This is a genomic window from Streptomyces sirii (assembly GCF_045690365.1).
In the GTDB taxonomy this organism is placed as follows: Bacteria; Actinomycetota; Actinomycetes; order Streptomycetales; family Streptomycetaceae; genus Streptomyces; species Streptomyces sirii.
The window spans coordinates 3275294-3291884 of record NZ_CP147982.1 but is presented as its reverse complement, the minus strand read 5'-3'; the positions used below and the strand labels follow the sequence as shown (position 1 = coordinate 3291884).

The window sequence follows — 16591 nt, the reverse complement described above, 5'->3', positions numbered from 1 at the left end:
GCCGACCGTGACCGGCCCCGGCCCCGGCCCAATTCCGCAGCACCGCGGGGCGGTTCGCCGGGGACGAGCGGCTCAGACGCCGTCGGCGGCCTCGGCCGGTCCGGCCCCGCCGCGGCGCCGCGTCCGCCCACCGGACCGCCACAGCCGCGCACCGGCCAGCGCCAGTACGGCCAGTCCGGCGATCGGATAGACACCGGAGAGCAGCATCTGGACGCCGTTCTGGTGCAGTTCCTGATGGTGGTTCCAGCGGTGTGGCACCCACCACAGGGCGAACGAGCCGAACAGCAGGCCCAGTGCGATCGCCGCCGTCCACCAGCGGCGGGCGGCGGCGCCCGTACGGTGCAGTGCCTCGGAGCCGCACAGGATCAGCACCGGTACGCACCACACCCAGTGGTGGGACCAGGAGATCGGACTGACCAGGAGGGCGGTCGCCGCGCAGGCCGCGGCCGCCCAGGCGCGCTCCCCGCGCAGCAGCGAGCCGGCCGCCAGTGCCAGGCCCAGGACCGCGGTCAGGCCCGCGAGAACGATCCAGGAGGCGCCGGGGTCGTGGGTGTGCAGCAGCCGGGCGAGGGCGCCGCGCAGCGACTGGTTCGCGGTGATCTCCACCTCACCGACCCGGTCGGCCGCGAAGACGATCTCGGTCCAGAAGCGGTGTGCGTCGCGCGGCAGCGCCAGGGCCGACAGGACGGCGGTGGCGAGGAACGTGGCGGTGGCCACGGCGGCCTGCCGCAGCCAGGGGTTCCAGGCGGCGCGCGCGCCCGCCCCGGAGCGGAGCAGCTGGGCGGCCCTTATGACGCCGGCCAGCGCGAGGGCCACCGCGAACAGCGCCGGCGTCAGCTTGATGCCGGCCGCGATACCGATGCCGACGCCCGCGAGCCGGTTGGTGTCCTTGCGGGTCAGGTCCCACAGGACTAGCGCGGCGAGCAGGAGGTTGATCTGCCCGTAGCGCAGCGTCGTCCACACCGGCTCGCACCACACCAGCAGCGCGGAGACGGCCAGGGTGGCGGCGGGCCGGGGGAGGTGCCGGGGCCGGCCGGCCAGCCGCAGCGAGAGGTGGACGACGGCGACGAGCAGCAGGAGGTTGCCGGCGGTGGCGAGGGTGCGCATCTCCGGGACGCCGAGGAGCGTGAGCGGGGTGAACAGCAGCGCCGCGAAGGGCGGGTAGGTGTTGGGCAGCCGCGCCGAGGTCGCCACCATGTCGTAGAGGGAGCCGCCGGCGCGGACGGTGTCCCCCTCGGCCCGGTAGACCATCAGGTCGATCATCGTCACATGCGCGAGGCGCTGCGCGATCCAGAAGGCGGCGAACGAGACCAGGCAGGCGAGGGCCGCCGCGAGGGTCGGGTGCCGGCGTATGACGCCCCTGTCGGTGGCCGGGCCGCCGGGGTCGGTGGACTGTTCCAGCTCCAGCGCGGTCACGGCGTACGGCTCCCCCAGGACGAATCGGGCACGTATAGCCGACAGTACCGCGCGTCCCGCCGAAGGGCCCCCGAGGGCGCTACGGCCCGAAGGGCCTCGTCCAGGGGCGCCGGGTGCCGGGTGGGCGATTTGGCAGAAGGCGGGGAGGTCCGTGTAATGTAGGCGATGCCGCAGCGGGGAACCGGGCGGAGACAAGACCTGGGGCTATAGCTCAGTTGGTAGAGCGCCTGCATGGCATGCAGGAGGTCAGGAGTTCAATTCTCCTTAGCTCCACAAATACAGAGCAGGTCGTCCATCGCGGACGGCCTGCTCTGTTGTGCGTATGGGGATCGTGGCGCCGGCCTCTTGGGCGGACGGTGCCGGGGCCCGCAAAAGCGGAGCCCGACGGGGCGTCGCTGATATCCGGTCACCATCCCGCCCTCTGGGCCCAGTTGAGCGCCTGCTCCATACCCTTCTCGTGACCGGTCCTTGTCGTTCCTTGGGCGCTTCTTGGTGATCGCATGCCCCTGACATGAACGGTTCACCGAAAGAGTGGCGAACCGCGTGAGCACCACATCCCGCGCATTCACCGCTCGTGAGGTGCCGCACCGCCGCACCGGCGCAGCCACCCCACGGCGCACCGCATCGGCACACAGGGGGTTACATGAGATCAACCCGCACCAGATCACCGCGTGCCCGCGCCCGTCTGGCCTGGGCGGCGACGCTGCCGCTGGTCGCCGGCGCGCTCGCGTTCGGCGCGCCCGCCGCCGACGCCGCGGGCCACGACGACGGCCGGCATGCGCTGCAGGGCACCAAGCCCCTGTGGGCCACCCGGCAGGCCGACCAGGGCGCCACCGCCGCCGCCACGGCCGTCCGCGCCCGCGTCTACCTGGCCGGCCGCGACGCCGAGGGCCTCGCGGACTACGCCAGGGCCGTGTCCGACCCGCACTCCGCCGCGTACGGGAAGTATCTGAGCCCGGCCCAGGTCCGCGCCCGCTACGGCGCGACGCACGACCAGATAGCCAAGGTGACCGACTGGCTGGAAGAGTCCGGCCTGAAGGTCACCGGCACCACCAACCGCTACCTCGCGGTCACGGGCGACGCGGCCGCCGCCGAGCGCGCCTTCGCCACCGACCTGCACAACTACCGCAAGGCCGGGCACACTTACCACGCGCCGTCCATCACGGCCTCCGCGCCCGCCTCGCTGGCCGGCGCGGTGCTGACCGTCACCGGCCTGGACAACGCGCCCAAGCTCGCCAAGCACCACTCCGGTGAACTGCCCCCGCCGGAGGGTGTCTTCCGCAACTCCGGGCCGTTCTCCTCGTACTACGGCTCGAAGACCGCCAAGAAGCTGCCGCCCGCCTACGGCAGCAGGGCGCCGTACGCGATCAAGGGCTACACCGGCCGGCAGCTGCGCGCCGCCTACGGGGCGAAGAAGTGGACCGGCAAGGGCGTCACCGTCGCGATCACCGACGCCTACGCCTCGCCGTCGATCACTCAGGACGCGGCCCGTTACGCCGCCCGCAACGGCGACCCCCGTTACCGCAGCGGCCAGATCTCCCAGGTGCTGCCCAAGGACTACACGCACATCGAGGAGTGCGGTGCGGCCGGCTGGTACGGCGAGGAGACCCTCGACGTCGAGGCCGTGCACGCGGTCGCCCCCGACTCCGACATCGTCTACGTCGGCGGCGCCTCCTGCATGGACGACGATCTGCTCGACTCGCTCGGCAAGATCGTCGACGGGCACCTCGCCGACATCGTCTCCAACTCCTGGGGCGACATCGAGGCGAACGAGACCCCGGACGTGGCCGCCGCCTACGATCAGATCTTCCAGCAGGGCGCCGTACAGGGCATCGGCTTCTACTTCTCCTCCGGTGACAACGGCGACGAGGTCGCCAACACCGGCACCAAGCAGGTCGACACCCCCGCGAACTCGGCATGGGTGACCGCCGTCGGCGGCACCTCTCTGGCCGTCGGCAAGCACGACGCCTACCAGTGGGAGACCGGCTGGGGCACCCAGAAGGCGGTCCTGTCCAAGGACGGCAGTAGTTGGGCCGGCTTCCCCGGCACCTTCAACGGAGGCGCCGGCGGCGGCACCAGCAAGACCGTCCCGCAGCCCTTCTACCAGCGCGGAGTCGTCCCGGACGGGCTCTCCGGCGGCCTTGAGGGCGCCATGCGCACCGTCCCGGACATCGCGGCGGTCGCCGACCCCAACACCGGGTTCCTGGTCGGCCAGACCCAGACCCTGCCGGACGGCTCGCTCGGCTACGACGAGTACCGCATCGGCGGCACCTCCCTGGCCGCGCCGGTGATCGCGGGCGTCCAGGCGCTGGCGCAGCAGGCCCGGCACGGCGTCGCCATCGGCTTCGCCAACCCCGCCATCTACCAGCGCTACGGCACCGCCGCCTACCACGACGTCACCGACCACCCGCTGGGCGCCGGACGGGACCTGGCAGTCGTCCGGGTGGACTACGTCAACGGCACCGACGACGCCAAGGGGACCACGACCTCGCTGCGCAGCCTGGGCAAGGACAGCTCCCTGCACGCGGGCGTCGGCTACGACGACGTCACCGGCGTGGGCACGCCGGGCGCCGGATATGTGAGCTCCTACCGCCCCTGACGGCCACCGGGGCACGGCACCGCCTCCCCGCACCGCCCGTGCCCCGGTGGAGCGGCGGCAGGAGCCAGGGGGAACGGGGGACGGGGCTCGTCTGGGGGTAATCCTCAGCGCGGGCCCCGTACGCCCTGCGGTACCCTGACGCCATGCGTGCCGTACGCCTTCTGCTTAGCGGGCCGCGCTGATCAGTACCGACGGATGACAGACCCCGTCGGAATCGGCGCGGCTTCCCCTCCTGTGCGAGGGGTCTTTTTGTTTCCGGCGGACGCCGGGGACGAGGCGCGTTTCCGCAGGCAGAGACGATCGATGGAGCTTTGAGGACGATGAGCGAGACGACCAACGCTGCCGAGGTGGCAGCGCCGCACCGCTATACGGCCGCCCTGGCCGCCGACATCGAGGCACGCTGGCAGGACTTCTGGGAGGCGGAGGGGACCTACGAGGCCCCCAACCCGAAGGGCGACCTGGCCGGGGACCCCACCGCGGTGGCCCGCCCCAAGAAGTTCATCATGGACATGTTTCCCTACCCGTCGGGCGCCGGCCTGCACGTAGGCCACCCCCTGGGCTTCATCGCCACCGACGTGTACGCCCGCTACCAGCGGATGACGGGCCACAACGTCCTGCACACCCTGGGCTTCGACGCCTTCGGCCTGCCCGCCGAGCAGTACGCCGTCCAGACCGGCACCCACCCGCGGGTCTCCACCGAGGCCAACATCGTGAACATGCGGCGCCAGCTGCGCCAGCTGGGCCTGGGCCACGATCCGCGCCGCTCGATCGAGACGATCGACCCGGCGTACTACAAGTGGACCCAGTGGATCTTCCTGCAGATCTTCAACTCCTGGTACGACCCGGAGGCGGACGCGGCCCGCCCGATCGACACCCTGGTCGCCCAGTTCGAGGCCGGCACCCGCCCGACCCCCGACGGCCGCCCCTGGGCCGAGCTGAGCCCCATCGAGCGCGCCAACGTCCTGGGCGAGTACCGCCTGGCGTACGCCTCGGACGCGCCGGTCAACTGGTGCCCCGGTCTGGGCACGGTGCTGGCCAACGAGGAGGTCACCGCCGACGGCCGCTCCGAGCGCGGCAACTACCCCGTCTTCAAGGCCAAGCTGCGCCAGTGGAACATGCGCATCACCGCCTACGCCGACCGGCTGCTGAAGGACCTGGACCAGCTGGACTGGCCGGAGGCCATCAAGCTGCAGCAGCGCAACTGGATCGGCCGCTCCGAGGGTGCCCGGGTCGACTTCCCGGTGGGCGACGAGAAGATCACCGTCTTCACCACCCGGCAGGACACCCTGTTCGGCGCAACGTACATGGTGCTGGCCCCCGAGCACCCGCTGATCGCGGGCGCCGACAACGGCACCGGCTCGATCGTCCCGGACGCCTGGCCCGAGGGCACCCACGACGTGTGGACCGGCGGCCACGCCACCCCGGCCGAGGCCGTCGCCGCGTACCGCAAGCAGGCCGCGTCCAAGTCGGACGTCGAGCGGCAGGCCGAGGCCAAGGACAAGACCGGCGTCTTCACCGGCGTCTACGCCACCAACCCGGTCAGCGGCGAGCAGGTCCCGGTCTTCATCGCCGACTACGTCCTGATGGGCTACGGCACCGGCGCGATCATGGCCGTCCCCGCGCACGACACCCGCGACTTCGCCTTCGCCCGCGCCTTCGAGCTGCCGATGCGCTGTGTCGTCGAGCCGTCGGACGGCCGCGACACCGACCCGTCCACCTGGGACGACGCCTTCGCCTCGTACGACGCGAAGATCGTCAACTCGTCCGGCGGCACGATCTCGCTGGACGGCCTGGGCGTCACCGAGGCCAAGGCGAAGATCACCGAGTGGCTGGCCGCCCAGGGCATCGGTGAGGGCACCGTCAACTTCCGGCTGCGCGACTGGCTGTTCAGCCGGCAGCGCTACTGGGGCGAGCCGTTCCCGATCGTCTACGACGAGGACGGCGTGGCGCACGCGCTGCCCGAGTCGATGCTGCCGCTGGAGCTGCCCGAGGTCGAGGACTACTCGCCCCGCACCTTCGACGCCGACGACGCCGACACCCAGCCGGAGACCCCGCTGTCCCGCAACGAGGACTGGGTCAACGTCGAGCTGGACCTGGGCGACGGCGTCAAGCGCTACCGCCGCGAGACCAACACCATGCCCAACTGGGCGGGTTCGTGCTGGTACGAGATGCGCTACCTGGACCCGAGCAACCCCGACAAGCTGGTCGACCCGGATGTCGAGCAGTACTGGATGGGACCGCGCGAGGGTCAGCCGCACGGCGGCGTCGACCTGTACGTGGGCGGCGCCGAGCACGCCGTGCTGCACCTGCTGTACGCCCGCTTCTGGTCCAAGGTCCTGTTCGACCTGGGGCACGTCTCGTCCGCCGAGCCGTTCCACAAGCTGTACAACCAGGGCATGATCCAGGCCTACGTCTACCGGGACGCGCGCGGTATCGCCGTCCCCGCGGCGGAGGTCGAGGAGCACGAGGGCGGCGTCTTCTACTACGAGGGCGGCAAGGTCTCCCGGCTGCTGGGCAAGATGGGCAAGTCCCTGAAGAACGCCGTCACCCCGGACGAGATCTGCGCCGAGTACGGCGCGGACACCCTGCGCCTGTACGAGATGGCGATGGGCCCGCTGGACGTCTCGCGCCCGTGGGACACCCGCGCGGTCGTCGGCCAGTACCGCCTGCTGCAGCGCCTGTGGCGCAACGTGGTGGACGAGGCCAGTGGCGAGGTGACCGTCGTCGACACCGAGCCCGACGAGGCCGCCCTGCGCGCTCTGCACAAGGCCATCGACGGCGTCACCCAGGACATGGCAAACCTGCGCTTCAACACCGCCATCGCCAAGGTGACCGAGCTGAACAACCACCTGACCAAGACGGGCGGCCCGATCCCCCGCACGGTCGCGGAGCAGCTGGTCCTGCTGATCGCCCCGCTGGCCCCGCACATCGCCGAGGAGCTGTGGCGCAAGCTGGGCCACACCGGGACCGTCGTGCACGCGGACTTCCCGGTCGCCGACCCGGCGTACGTCGTGGACGAGACCGTGACCTGCGTCGTCCAGATCAAGGGCAAGGTCAAGGCCCGTCTGGAGGTCGCTCCCTCGATCTCCGAGGCGGACCTGGAGGCGACGGCGCTGGCCGAGCCGGCGGTGGTCGCGGCGCTGAACGGCGCGGGAATCCGGAAGGTGATCGTCCGGGCGCCCAAGCTGGTGAACATCGTCCCTGCGTAGTCGCCGGTCGCCGCGGGTGCCCGGCCGGAGCGGTTCCGGGCACCTGGGGCGGCAGCGCCGGGTCCGGTGCAGGCTCCGGGCGGGGACATAGGTGGTTTCCCCTACGGGCAGGTTGGGGGTTCGTCAGGAACCCGCAACCTGCCCCAGCCGTTTACGGTGGAGATACAGGGCGCGGGTGAGGACCGGCGCCGCCGACCATGCCTGGGGAGAGCCCATGGAAGCCGCTGCCGCCATCCTCGGACTGCTCTTCTTGCTGTTCGTGCTGGCCGGGGTGTGGGTGACCGTGAAGGCGGTGAAGGCGGCCAAGCGCGGAGTGGACCGCACGGTCGCCCAGGCCCGCAGGAGCGTCGAGGACACCGCCCTCCGGGCCCGTCAGCTCGCCCAGCCCGGCGTCGTCGGCGAGCTGGCGCAGCTGCGGATCTCCCTGCGTACGTCCATGCGCGCCACCCAGGACGTGCTCTACGGCGGCGCCCCGGAAGACGCCTCCCTCAGTGAGGCGATCGGCCTCTTCGAGCGGCTGAGCGCCCATGGCCATGAGCTGGACGCCGAGCTCAAGCGCCTGGAGCGGGAGCCCGACCGGGCCACCATTGCCGCCCGCCTCCCGGAGCTGCGGGAGCGCACGGAGCGGATCACGCACTCCGCGGAGTCGCTGCGCTGGGCGGCCCGCGACCGCGCCCGCAAGTTCGCCGACGACGACCTCTCCGCGCTGAGCGACCAGATCGACGTGGAGTCGGGCGCGCTGCGGCACTGGACCCAGGACGAGCCGACCACTGATCCGCTGCGGGAGCCGGTGCAGGAGCGACGAGGACAGCAGCACGGTCCCGGCGCCCCGGGCCGGCCGGGGGCGGACGGTCCCGCACGCCCGGCGGCGCACACCGCAGGCGACTCGTCGGGCGCCGGCACCCGGCCGGGCTCGGCCTCGGACACGACCGACGCCGATTACTCCTGGGGCCCGTCCCCCGAGACCCCGCAGGCGATCACCGCCCGTGACCCGCGCACCCAGCAGACCTACCCCTGGCAGAAGGCCCCGCGAACGGAGGGCACGACGACGTGAACGCGTAGGGGCGAGGGGGCGGGGGTGGGTGGGGGCGGGGCCCCGGGGAAGGCGCTGACGAAAGCCAGGGCCGGCAACCGCCCAGAGCAGGGCGATCGCAACGGCTGACGCCGACGGCGATGACAAGCGCCGAGGGCGATGACAGAGTCGCCCCGTGGGCACTTGGCAGAGCCTTGGTGAAACCTGGAAGATCTTCGGGAGGGGCCCGCACTGTGCGGCGTCCGCATCCCCGGATAATCTCCCAGTCATGTCCCGCCATGTCGCGATCGTCACCGATTCCACGGCCTACTTGCCGCGGACGGCTGTCGAGCGCCACCGCATCACGGCCGTTCCGCTGACCGTCGTCCTGGGGGACCAGGCCTTGGAAGAGGGCACCGAGATCTCCGCGAGATCCCTCGCCCAGGCGCTCCAGAAGCGCCGCCCCGTGACGACCTCCCGCCCCAGCCCCGCCGTGTTCGCGGAAACGTACCGGAAAGTGGCGGCGGCCGGCGCGAGCGCCATCGTCTCCCTGCACCTCTCCTCGGAGTTCTCCGGCACCTACGACGCGGCGGTCATGGCGGCCCAGGACGCACCGGTACCCGTACACGTCGTGGACACCGGAATGGTCGCGATGGCTCTCGGGTTCTGTGCCCTCGCCGCGGCGGAGACCGCGGAGGCGGGCGGTGACGTGGAAGAAGCCGTCGCCGCCGCGGAGAAGCGCGCAGCGGGCACCTCCGCCTACTTCTACGTCGACACCCTGGACTATCTGCGCCGCGGCGGCCGCATCGGTGCCGCCCAGGCCCTGCTCGGCTCCGCACTCGCCGTCAAGCCGCTGCTTCAACTGGCCGACGGGCGGATCGAGCTGCTGGAGAAGGTCCGTACGGCCTCCAAGGCCATCGCACGGCTTGAGGAGATCGCGGCGGAGCGCGCGGGCGAGGGCCAGGTCGACATCGCGGTGCACCATCTCGCCGCGGCGGAGCGTGCGGACGCCCTGGCCCTAAGACTCCGGGAGCGGGTACCGGGCCTGAACGAGCTGCATGTGAGCGAGGTCGGTGCGGTGATCGGCGCGCACACGGGGCCGGGGCTGCTGGGGGCCGTGGTCTCGCCGCGCTGAGAGAGGCTGCCGGGTGCCTTGTGGGTGACGCCGTTATCCACAACTCGGGTGCTGTCCACCGAATCTGAGGTGCCTCGGCGAGATCTGCGCGAGGTGCTTAGCGTCGGTCGGTATGAACTCGTTTCGATCCGCTCAGACGGCTTCCTCGGTCTCGTCCGCCTTCCAGGCTCCTCCCTCCTCCCCGGCTCCTCGCTCCTCCCAGGCAGCTCCTTCCTTTTCCTCGTCAGGCCCTTCCTCCTCCCTGGCAGCCTCATCGGAGGCCGCGGAGTCGTACGGCCCCTCGGGACCATCCGTGGCGACGGGGTCGCGGGAGTGGGAGCGGGAGCGCGTTCGGGCCCGTGTCGCGGCGGTCTTCGGCGAGGCGGGTGCGGCTGTGCCGGCCGGACCGCCACCGCCCGGGCACGATCCACCAGTCCGGCGCCGCCGGGAGCGGGCCTGGCTCGCGTTGCGTGAACGACTGCCCCTGTGGGTGCAGTTACGGTGCGGCACCGACCCGAAGGCGCTCGCCGCGTTGGTTCTGGTGCTCGCGGTCGCGGTGGGCCTCGCCGTCCAGCATTTCTGGGCAGGGCGCCCGGAGCCGGTACGCGCCCCGGCGGTCGAGGGGGCGCCGGGCGTGCCCGGCCCGGGGGCCGGCACGCGATCGTCCTCCCTACCGCCACCGTCGTCCGCATCGTCGTCCGCCGCGATGGCGAGTGGCCCGCCGGGCGGTGGGGGCCGGCAGTTGGTCGTCGACGTCACCGGTAAGGTCCGGCATCCCGGAATCCACCGGATGCCGCCGGGGTCCCGGGTGATCGACGCGTTGTCGGCGGCGGGCGGTGTGCTGCACGGGGCGAACACCCGTGGGCTGAACCGGGCGCGGCTGCTGACCGATGGCGAACAGATCGTCGTCGGTGTGCCCGGTGCCGGTGCGGGAGCCGGGGCCGGCGGTGGTGGCCCTGGAGCGGCGGGGGCCGGTGGGGCACCGGGTGCTGGAACCGGGCTCAGTGGGCCGAGCGGGCCGGTGAGCCTCAGTGCGGCGACCGAGCAGCAGCTCGACGCCCTGCCAGGGGTGGGTCCCGTCCTGGCCCGCCACATCATCGAGTTCCGCACCCAGCACGGCGGGTTCACCTCGGTGGAGCAGCTCCGCCAGGTGACCGGTATCGGAGAGCGCCGCTTCGCCGACCTCCGCCCGCTGGTGGAGCCATGACCGGCCCGCGGCCCCCGGTGCACGCCATGGCGTCCTCCGTGCGCGGCGCCTCCGACCCTCATCAGGACGGCCCGGCCGATCTGCGCCTGGTCGCGCCCGCACTGGCGGCTTGGGCTGCTGCGGCGATCGCCCTGGGCGTGCCCGGTGGTTCGGTGGTCGTGGCCTGCGGTGCGGCCGTGGTTCTCGCGGCCGTCGCGTTACGGGTGGCCGTGGTCCGGCGCCGGACGGAGCGTAGGCCCGGGACCGGTGGCCTGCCGGAGGCCGCGGCCGGGGAGCTTGGGATGCCGGATCCAGAGGCTCCAGTCCCCGAAGCATCAGCCCCCGTTGCGCCAGATCCTGAGGCGCCAAGGGACGGCCCGGGACGGGGCGAACCGCCGTGTGACGGGGCACGGCCCGACACCGGCCCGTGCGGAACGCAGCCGCCCCACCCCCATCCGCCCCGACCCCGCCCGCCCCGGATGTGGTCCGCGGGTGCCTTTGTGGCGCTGGCCGCGGTGCTGCTGTGTGCCGCTGCGGGTGCGGCGTCCGCGGCGCTGCATGCAGCGGATGTCCGGCGTGGGCCGCTGCCTGCCCTGGCGGGGAAGTACGCCCAGGTCACCGCGGAGCTGGAGGTGACCGGTGATCCGCGGCTGACCAGGCCCAGGGTGCGCGGATCCCAACGGACGCCCCCGGCACTGGTGTTCACGGCCGATGCTGTCCGCGTCACCGCGCCGAGCGGAGAGGTCACGGCCGTCCGCACACCGACCCTTGTGGTCGTGCAGCCCGGCCGCGGCGACAACGAGGACGGCCGGCGCGACGGGGCGGAGCACCCGAGGGGAGCCGCCGTGTGGAACCCCGTCGACGCCCACGCGCACGCCTCCGCAGGCGCGGGCGCGGACGGGCCGGAAGGGGCGCAGCGCACCCGGCCGCGCCATGGGCTCTCCCCGGAATGGCGCGGGTTGCTGCCGTCGACCCGTATCCGGGTCATGGCCCGTGCCGTACCGCCGCTGTCGTCGAACGACCGCCTGGCCGCCGTCCTGCGGGTCGCCGCGAACGCGCCGCCGGTCGAAGTCCAGGCTCCCAGCGGCCTTCAGCGGATGGCGGGAAGCCTGCGTGCGGGGCTCCGGGACGCCACCGACGGTCTGCGTCCCGATGCCCGCGCGCTGTTGCCCGGTCTTGTCGTGGGCGACACCTCGCGCGTGCCGCCGGACCTGGACGACGCCTTCCGCGCGACCGACCTGACACACCTGCTGGCCGTCTCCGGCAGCAATCTGACGATCGTGCTCGCTCTGCTGATCGGTCCGCCGCATCTGGCCACGCGTGCCGAGCGACGTGGGCTGGCGCCGCTCCTCGGGCTGTCGCTCCGTGGGACGGCCGTCATCGGCGGGGCCCTCGCGCTCGCCTTCGTCGTCGTGTGCCGCCCGGACCCGAGCGTGCTGCGCGCCGCCGCCTGCGGCCTGATCACGCTGCTGGCGATCGGCACCGGCCGCCGCCGCTCGCTGCTGCCCGCACTCGCCGCCGCGGTGCTGCTGCTGGTCCTCTACGATCCCTGGCTCGCCCGAAGTTACGGCTTCCTGCTCTCCGTCCTGGCCACCGGCGCGCTCCTGCTGCTCGCGCCACGCTGGAGCGCGGCTCTGCAGCGGCGCCGGGTACCGCCCCGGCTGGCCGAGGTGATCGCCGCGGCGGCCGCCGCCCAGGCCGTCTGCGCCCCCGTCGTCGCCGTGCTCGCGGCCCGTGTCGGCCTGGTCGCCGTGCCCTGCAATCTGCTGGCCGAGCTGGCCGTGGCCCCCGCCACGGTCCTCGGCTTCGCCGCCCTCGCCGCCGCCCCGGTCGCGCCGCCGGTCGCCCAGGCACTGGCCTGGTGCGCGGGCTGGCCGGCCCAGTGGATCGCCGGCGTGGCCCGCACGGGGGCGGCGCTGCCGGGAGCCGAGTTCGGCTGGTCCGGCGGCTGGGTGGGCGGACTGGCGCTGGCGGCCGTCATCGCGGTTCTGGTGGCGGTAGGCCGCCGGACGCTGCGCCGTCCCTGGCTGTGTGCGCTGTGCGCGCTGGCCGTGATCCTGGCGGTCTGCCGCCCCGCCCCGTTGACCCGCGTCATCACGGGCTGGCCGCCACCCGGGTGGCGTGCCGTGGTGTGCGACGTGGGGCAGGGCGACGGGCTGGTGCTGGCAGCGGGGGAGGGCACGGCACTGGTGGTGGACACCGGTCCCGAGCCGGGCGCCATCGACCGTTGCCTCACCGACCTGGGCATCCGCCGCATCCCGCTCCTCATCCTCACCCACTTCCACGCCGATCACGTGGACGGGCTCCCCGGCGCGCTCCGCGGCCGCTCGGTCGGCGCCATCGAGACCACGACGCTTCAACAGCCGCCTGGACAGGCCCGGTTCGTACGCGGTACGGCCGCGGCCGCCGGCATCCCGGTCGTCCCCGCCGCACCGGGGGAGCGGCGTCACCTGGGCCCCCTCACCTGGGAAGTCCTCTGGCCTCCCGCTCCGCCGGGGGTACCGGGGCCCAGCGGCCCCCTTGCCGCCGGCAGCCGGGACAGCGCTGACAGCCCCAACGACTCCAGCGTCACCCTCCTCGTCCGCACGGCGGGGATGACCCTCCTCCTGCTCGGCGATCTCGAACCGCCCGCTCAGCAGGCGCTGCTGGCGGCCCACCCCGAGCTGGGCGCCGTCGATGTCCTGAAGGTGGCGCACCACGGCTCCGCCTATCAGGACCCGCCGCTGATACACCGGCTGGCGCCGCGCCTGGCGCTGATTTCCTGCGGGGCCGGCAATCCGTATGGGCATCCGGCGTCCCGGACCATCGCGGCCCTGCGCGCCCAGGGCGCCAGGGTGCTGCGCACGGACACCGACGGTGCGATCGCGGTCCTGGGCGGTCGGGCCGGGCTCTCGGCGACGGTCGCCGGCCGCGGTCCTCCCGCCGGCCGTCCTCTCACGGCCGGCATACGGCGACCGGCAGGCTCTGCCGGTCGGCGCAGGGCACGTGCTTGTACATCCGCATGATGTTCTTCGCCGTGTCGGAGTCCATGAAGGCCAGGAACTTCGCGGTCAGTGAGCCGTCTTCGGGCCGCCCGTAGGTGTAGAGGTACTCCACCGTCCAGAAGGGGTAATCGCGTTGCCGTCCCCACTCGATGTCCGGTTCGTTCCCGTTCAGCCGCACGCTGACCACGTGCCGCCGCTGCGCCGCCGCATAGACCTCCGCGTAACCGATGGCCCCCGGCACCCGGTCGACCGCGTCCAGCAGGCTCTTGGTGCTGTTCACCTCGCAACGCGTCAGGCGCGCGCGTTCGTCGCGGTCCTTGTCGCCGCAGTCGTAGGACGACACCACGCCCGGCTCCGAGCTGTGCAGAACGGACGTCTCGAAGGCCCGGCGGGTGCCCGACCCGGCGTCCCGGCTGACGAGGCGGATCGGCAGGTCGTGCCCGTTCAGCTGCTTCCAGTTGGTGTAGGTCCCGTCGTATATCTTCCGGATCTGGTCGGAGGTGAGACCGTCGACGCCGGCCTTGTCGTTGGCCACGAGGCTGAGCACGATGACGCCCACCGGGTTACCTTCCAGCCGTCGGTAGAGGGACGGCGCCGGCACATCCGACACGGCGATGAAACCGGGACCCTCGGCGGACGCGGGACCGGCCTCCCGGTTGAGGTTGCCCAGGCCGGACAGGCTGCCGCTCTCCAGGACCGTGACCTCGGCGTCCGCACACCGGGCCCGGTACTGGCGGGCGATCTCCCGCATCGGCGGGGCGAACGCGGTGGACCCGTCGACGGTCAGCCGCCCGGCGGCACACTCGCCGGGCACCGGCGTCACCCGGCCGCTGAGCAGCAGCCCGCCGAGCAGCCCCAGCAGGACGATGAAGGTGCCACCCAGTGCGAGGCTGAGCTTGCGCGGCCCCCAGCGCTGGGCGTTGCGCCGGATCCGTCCGCCACTGATGAACCCGCCGACGGTCACAGTCCCGGCCGCGCCGCCGGCACGGCCGCCCTCGGGGCTCTGGTCCGTATCGGAGCCAGTGAGGAGCACCAGCACCTTGAAGTGGTTCCGCTTGTTCAGCGGCACCTTGGGGAGGAACAGCCGGCCGCCGTCGTGCCGCAGCCCACCGCCGTTGCGGGTCAGCATGCGCACCAGGTCCGTCGGGTTGGCGTCCGGCACCTCGGCGCCGATGACGGTGCGTCCGGCGAACTCGACGGTCAGCGGCTCCTGATAGTCCTGCCGGACGATGTCCTTGCCGCCGTCGTTCTCGAACCGCAGCAGCGCCAGCGTCGCGTCGCTGATCTCCTGATCCTGCCGCAGCAGCCTCAACTGCACGAGACTGTGCGCGTCTTGGGGGTTCATGCCGATCGCGGTGTCCATCTGGACCCGATAGCCGATCCGCTTCCGGCCCGGCAGAAACCGCTCCACGGCCCACACCACGGCCGTCGCCACGAGCCCGGCCGCGGTGAGGATCGTCTCGGTGTCCGGCAGAGCCACGGCAACCTCGCACGGATGATCGGACGACGGGACGTCAAAACTTTAAGGACCCCCACCGCACCCCGAGCCCCCTTCGGCAGCCCGTCACCAGAGGTTCATCCGTTGTCCTTTCGTCTCTGTGAAGGAGCCTTTTCGGAAGAGCGCCCTCCGCGCCCGGCCCCTGTTCGCCGTCCAGGCTCACCAGGCGATTCCGTAGGGACCGCGTGCCGAATAAAACGGGGAGGTCGGCGGAAACGGGATATGTAGACTCCAGATTATGAGGATGAGTGAAGGCGTCGAGTGGGGCCTGCACTGCTGTGTGACGCTGGCCTGGTTGGAGGGGGAAGGGCCGGTCTCGACGGCTCGGCTGGCGGCCTCGTTCGCGTTGCCGGCGGCTTACTTGAACAAGCGGCTGCAGGCCTTGGTGCGGGCCGGGATCCTGACGTCCACGCCTGGGGCCCGGGGCGGCTTCCAGTTGGCGCGGGCGCCGGAGCGGATCACGCTGATGGACGTGGTCGCGGCGATCGAGGGCACCGAAGACGCCTTCCGCTGTCAGGAGATCCGCCGGCAGGGGGCCGGTGCCGAGCACCCCGTCCGGGAGTTCGGCCGGCCGTGCGGAATCTCCACGGCGATGCGCAAGGCCGAACTGGCCTGGCGGCGTGAGCTGGCGGCGCAGACCATCGCCGATGTCGCTGCGGGGACCCCCGCTTCCGCGGTGGAGCAGACCCGCCGCTGGTTCGCTACGGAGAGGACGCACACCTGATGGACACCACTGCCGTCGACGCCTACCTGGACCGCATCGGGGCCGCAAGACCCGCGGCCCCCGACGCCGACGCGCTGCGCGCGCTGCACCTCGGTCATCTGCGCGCCGTCCCCTTCGAGAACCTCTCCATCCACCTCGGCGAGGAGATCGTGCTCGCGGAGAAGCCGTTGCTGGACAAGATCGTCGGCGCCCGGCGCGGAGGCTTCTGCTACGAACTCAACGGCGCCTTCGCGATGCTGCTGCGAGCCCTCGGCTACGAGGTCGAACTGCTCGCGGGCCGCGTCTTCGGTCCCGACGGGCCCGGAATCCCGTACGACCATCTCGCACTGCGCGTCCGAACACCCAGCGGGCCGTGGCTCGCGGATGTCGGCTTCGGCCGGAACAGCCACCTCCCGCTCCGCTGGGACAGCCGCGCCGAACAGAGCGACCCCGCCGGGGAGTTCCGGATCGAGGAGACCGCTGAGGGGGACCTCGATGTACTGCGGGATGGCACGCCCCAGTACCGGCTTGAGCGGCGCCCGCGTGCGTATGCGGAGTTCGAGGTCGGCTGCTGGTGGCACCAGACCTCGCCGAAGTCGCACTTCACGCAGTCCCTGGTGTGCTCACGGCTGACCGAGACCGGTCGGGTGACGCTCTCCGGCCGCACGCTCGTGATCACCGGCGCGGACGGCGCGCGGGAGGAGCGCCAGGTGGAGGAGGGCGAGGTCCTCGCCGCCTATCGGGAGCACTTCGGGATCGTTCTGGAGCGGGAGCCCGTGGTGGCGAAGGGGCGGGTGCCTGGGGCGGGCGCCCAGCCGTAGGCGGGGACATAGGCAGGGACATAGGCAAGGACGTGAGCAGGGGCGTATG

10 protein-coding genes and 1 tRNA gene are annotated in these 16591 nt (G+C 72.4%); 9 read left to right on the top strand and 2 right to left on the bottom strand.

Annotation, left to right across the window (positions count from 1 at the left end; genetic code table 11):
- Positions 1 to 72 precede the first annotated feature (72 nt).
- Complete coding sequence (locus WAB15_RS14860; RefSeq protein ID WP_407286549.1) at positions 73 to 1416, bottom strand: glycosyltransferase 87 family protein; 1344 nt, start codon at positions 1414 to 1416, stop codon at positions 73 to 75.
- Positions 1417 to 1616: 200 nt separating this feature from the next.
- On the opposite strand from WAB15_RS14860, the gene WAB15_RS14855 reads away from it, so the two are divergent.
- The 7 genes from WAB15_RS14855 (at position 1617) to WAB15_RS14825 (ending at position 13541) form a co-directional block, all read left to right on the top strand.
- Positions 1617 to 1689, top strand: a tRNA-Ala gene (locus WAB15_RS14855).
- A 370-nt stretch (positions 1690 to 2059) separates the two neighbouring features.
- On the top strand, positions 2060 to 4015 hold the full coding sequence (locus WAB15_RS14850; RefSeq protein ID WP_407286548.1) for a protease pro-enzyme activation domain-containing protein: 1956 nt from the start codon (positions 2060 to 2062) through the stop codon (positions 4013 to 4015).
- 320 nt (positions 4016 to 4335) lie between these two features.
- Entirely contained in the window at positions 4336 to 7224 is a 2889-nt protein-coding gene (locus WAB15_RS14845) for a leucine--tRNA ligase (RefSeq protein ID WP_407286547.1), read from the top strand.
- 214 nt (positions 7225 to 7438) lie between these two features.
- Entirely contained in the window at positions 7439 to 8278 is an 840-nt protein-coding gene (locus WAB15_RS14840; RefSeq protein ID WP_407286546.1) for a hypothetical protein, read from the top strand.
- A 247-nt stretch (positions 8279 to 8525) separates the two neighbouring features.
- The gene (locus WAB15_RS14835; protein ID WP_407286545.1) at positions 8526 to 9371 is read left to right on the top strand and encodes a DegV family protein; all 846 of its coding nucleotides are present in this window, start codon (positions 8526 to 8528) and stop codon (positions 9369 to 9371) included.
- A 292-nt stretch (positions 9372 to 9663) separates the two neighbouring features.
- Positions 9664 to 10557 (top strand): helix-hairpin-helix domain-containing protein, encoded by an 894-nt coding sequence (locus WAB15_RS14830; RefSeq protein WP_407286544.1) that lies wholly within the window; start codon positions 9664 to 9666, stop codon positions 10555 to 10557.
- Between the two features lie 458 nt (positions 10558 to 11015).
- Positions 11016 to 13541, top strand: coding sequence for a ComEC/Rec2 family competence protein (locus WAB15_RS14825; protein ID WP_407286543.1), 2526 nt, complete (start codon positions 11016 to 11018; stop codon positions 13539 to 13541).
- On the opposite strand, the gene WAB15_RS14820 is transcribed toward WAB15_RS14825, so the two are convergent.
- Complete coding sequence (locus tag WAB15_RS14820) at positions 13471 to 15000, bottom strand: PstS family phosphate ABC transporter substrate-binding protein (protein ID WP_407286542.1); 1530 nt, start codon at positions 14998 to 15000, stop codon at positions 13471 to 13473. The genes WAB15_RS14825 and WAB15_RS14820 overlap by 71 nt on opposite strands.
- Positions 15001 to 15256: 256 nt before the next feature.
- On the opposite strand from WAB15_RS14820, the gene WAB15_RS14815 reads away from it, so the two are divergent.
- Entirely contained in the window at positions 15257 to 15742 is a 486-nt protein-coding gene (locus WAB15_RS14815) for an RrF2 family transcriptional regulator (protein WP_399147747.1), read from the top strand.
- Positions 15742 to 16542: an arylamine N-acetyltransferase gene (locus tag WAB15_RS14810; protein WP_399147748.1), complete on the top strand. Its 801-nt coding sequence runs from the start codon at positions 15742 to 15744 to the stop codon at positions 16540 to 16542. The genes WAB15_RS14815 and WAB15_RS14810 overlap by 1 nt, the downstream gene beginning before the upstream one ends.
- The last annotated feature ends 49 nt before the right edge of the window (positions 16543 to 16591 follow it).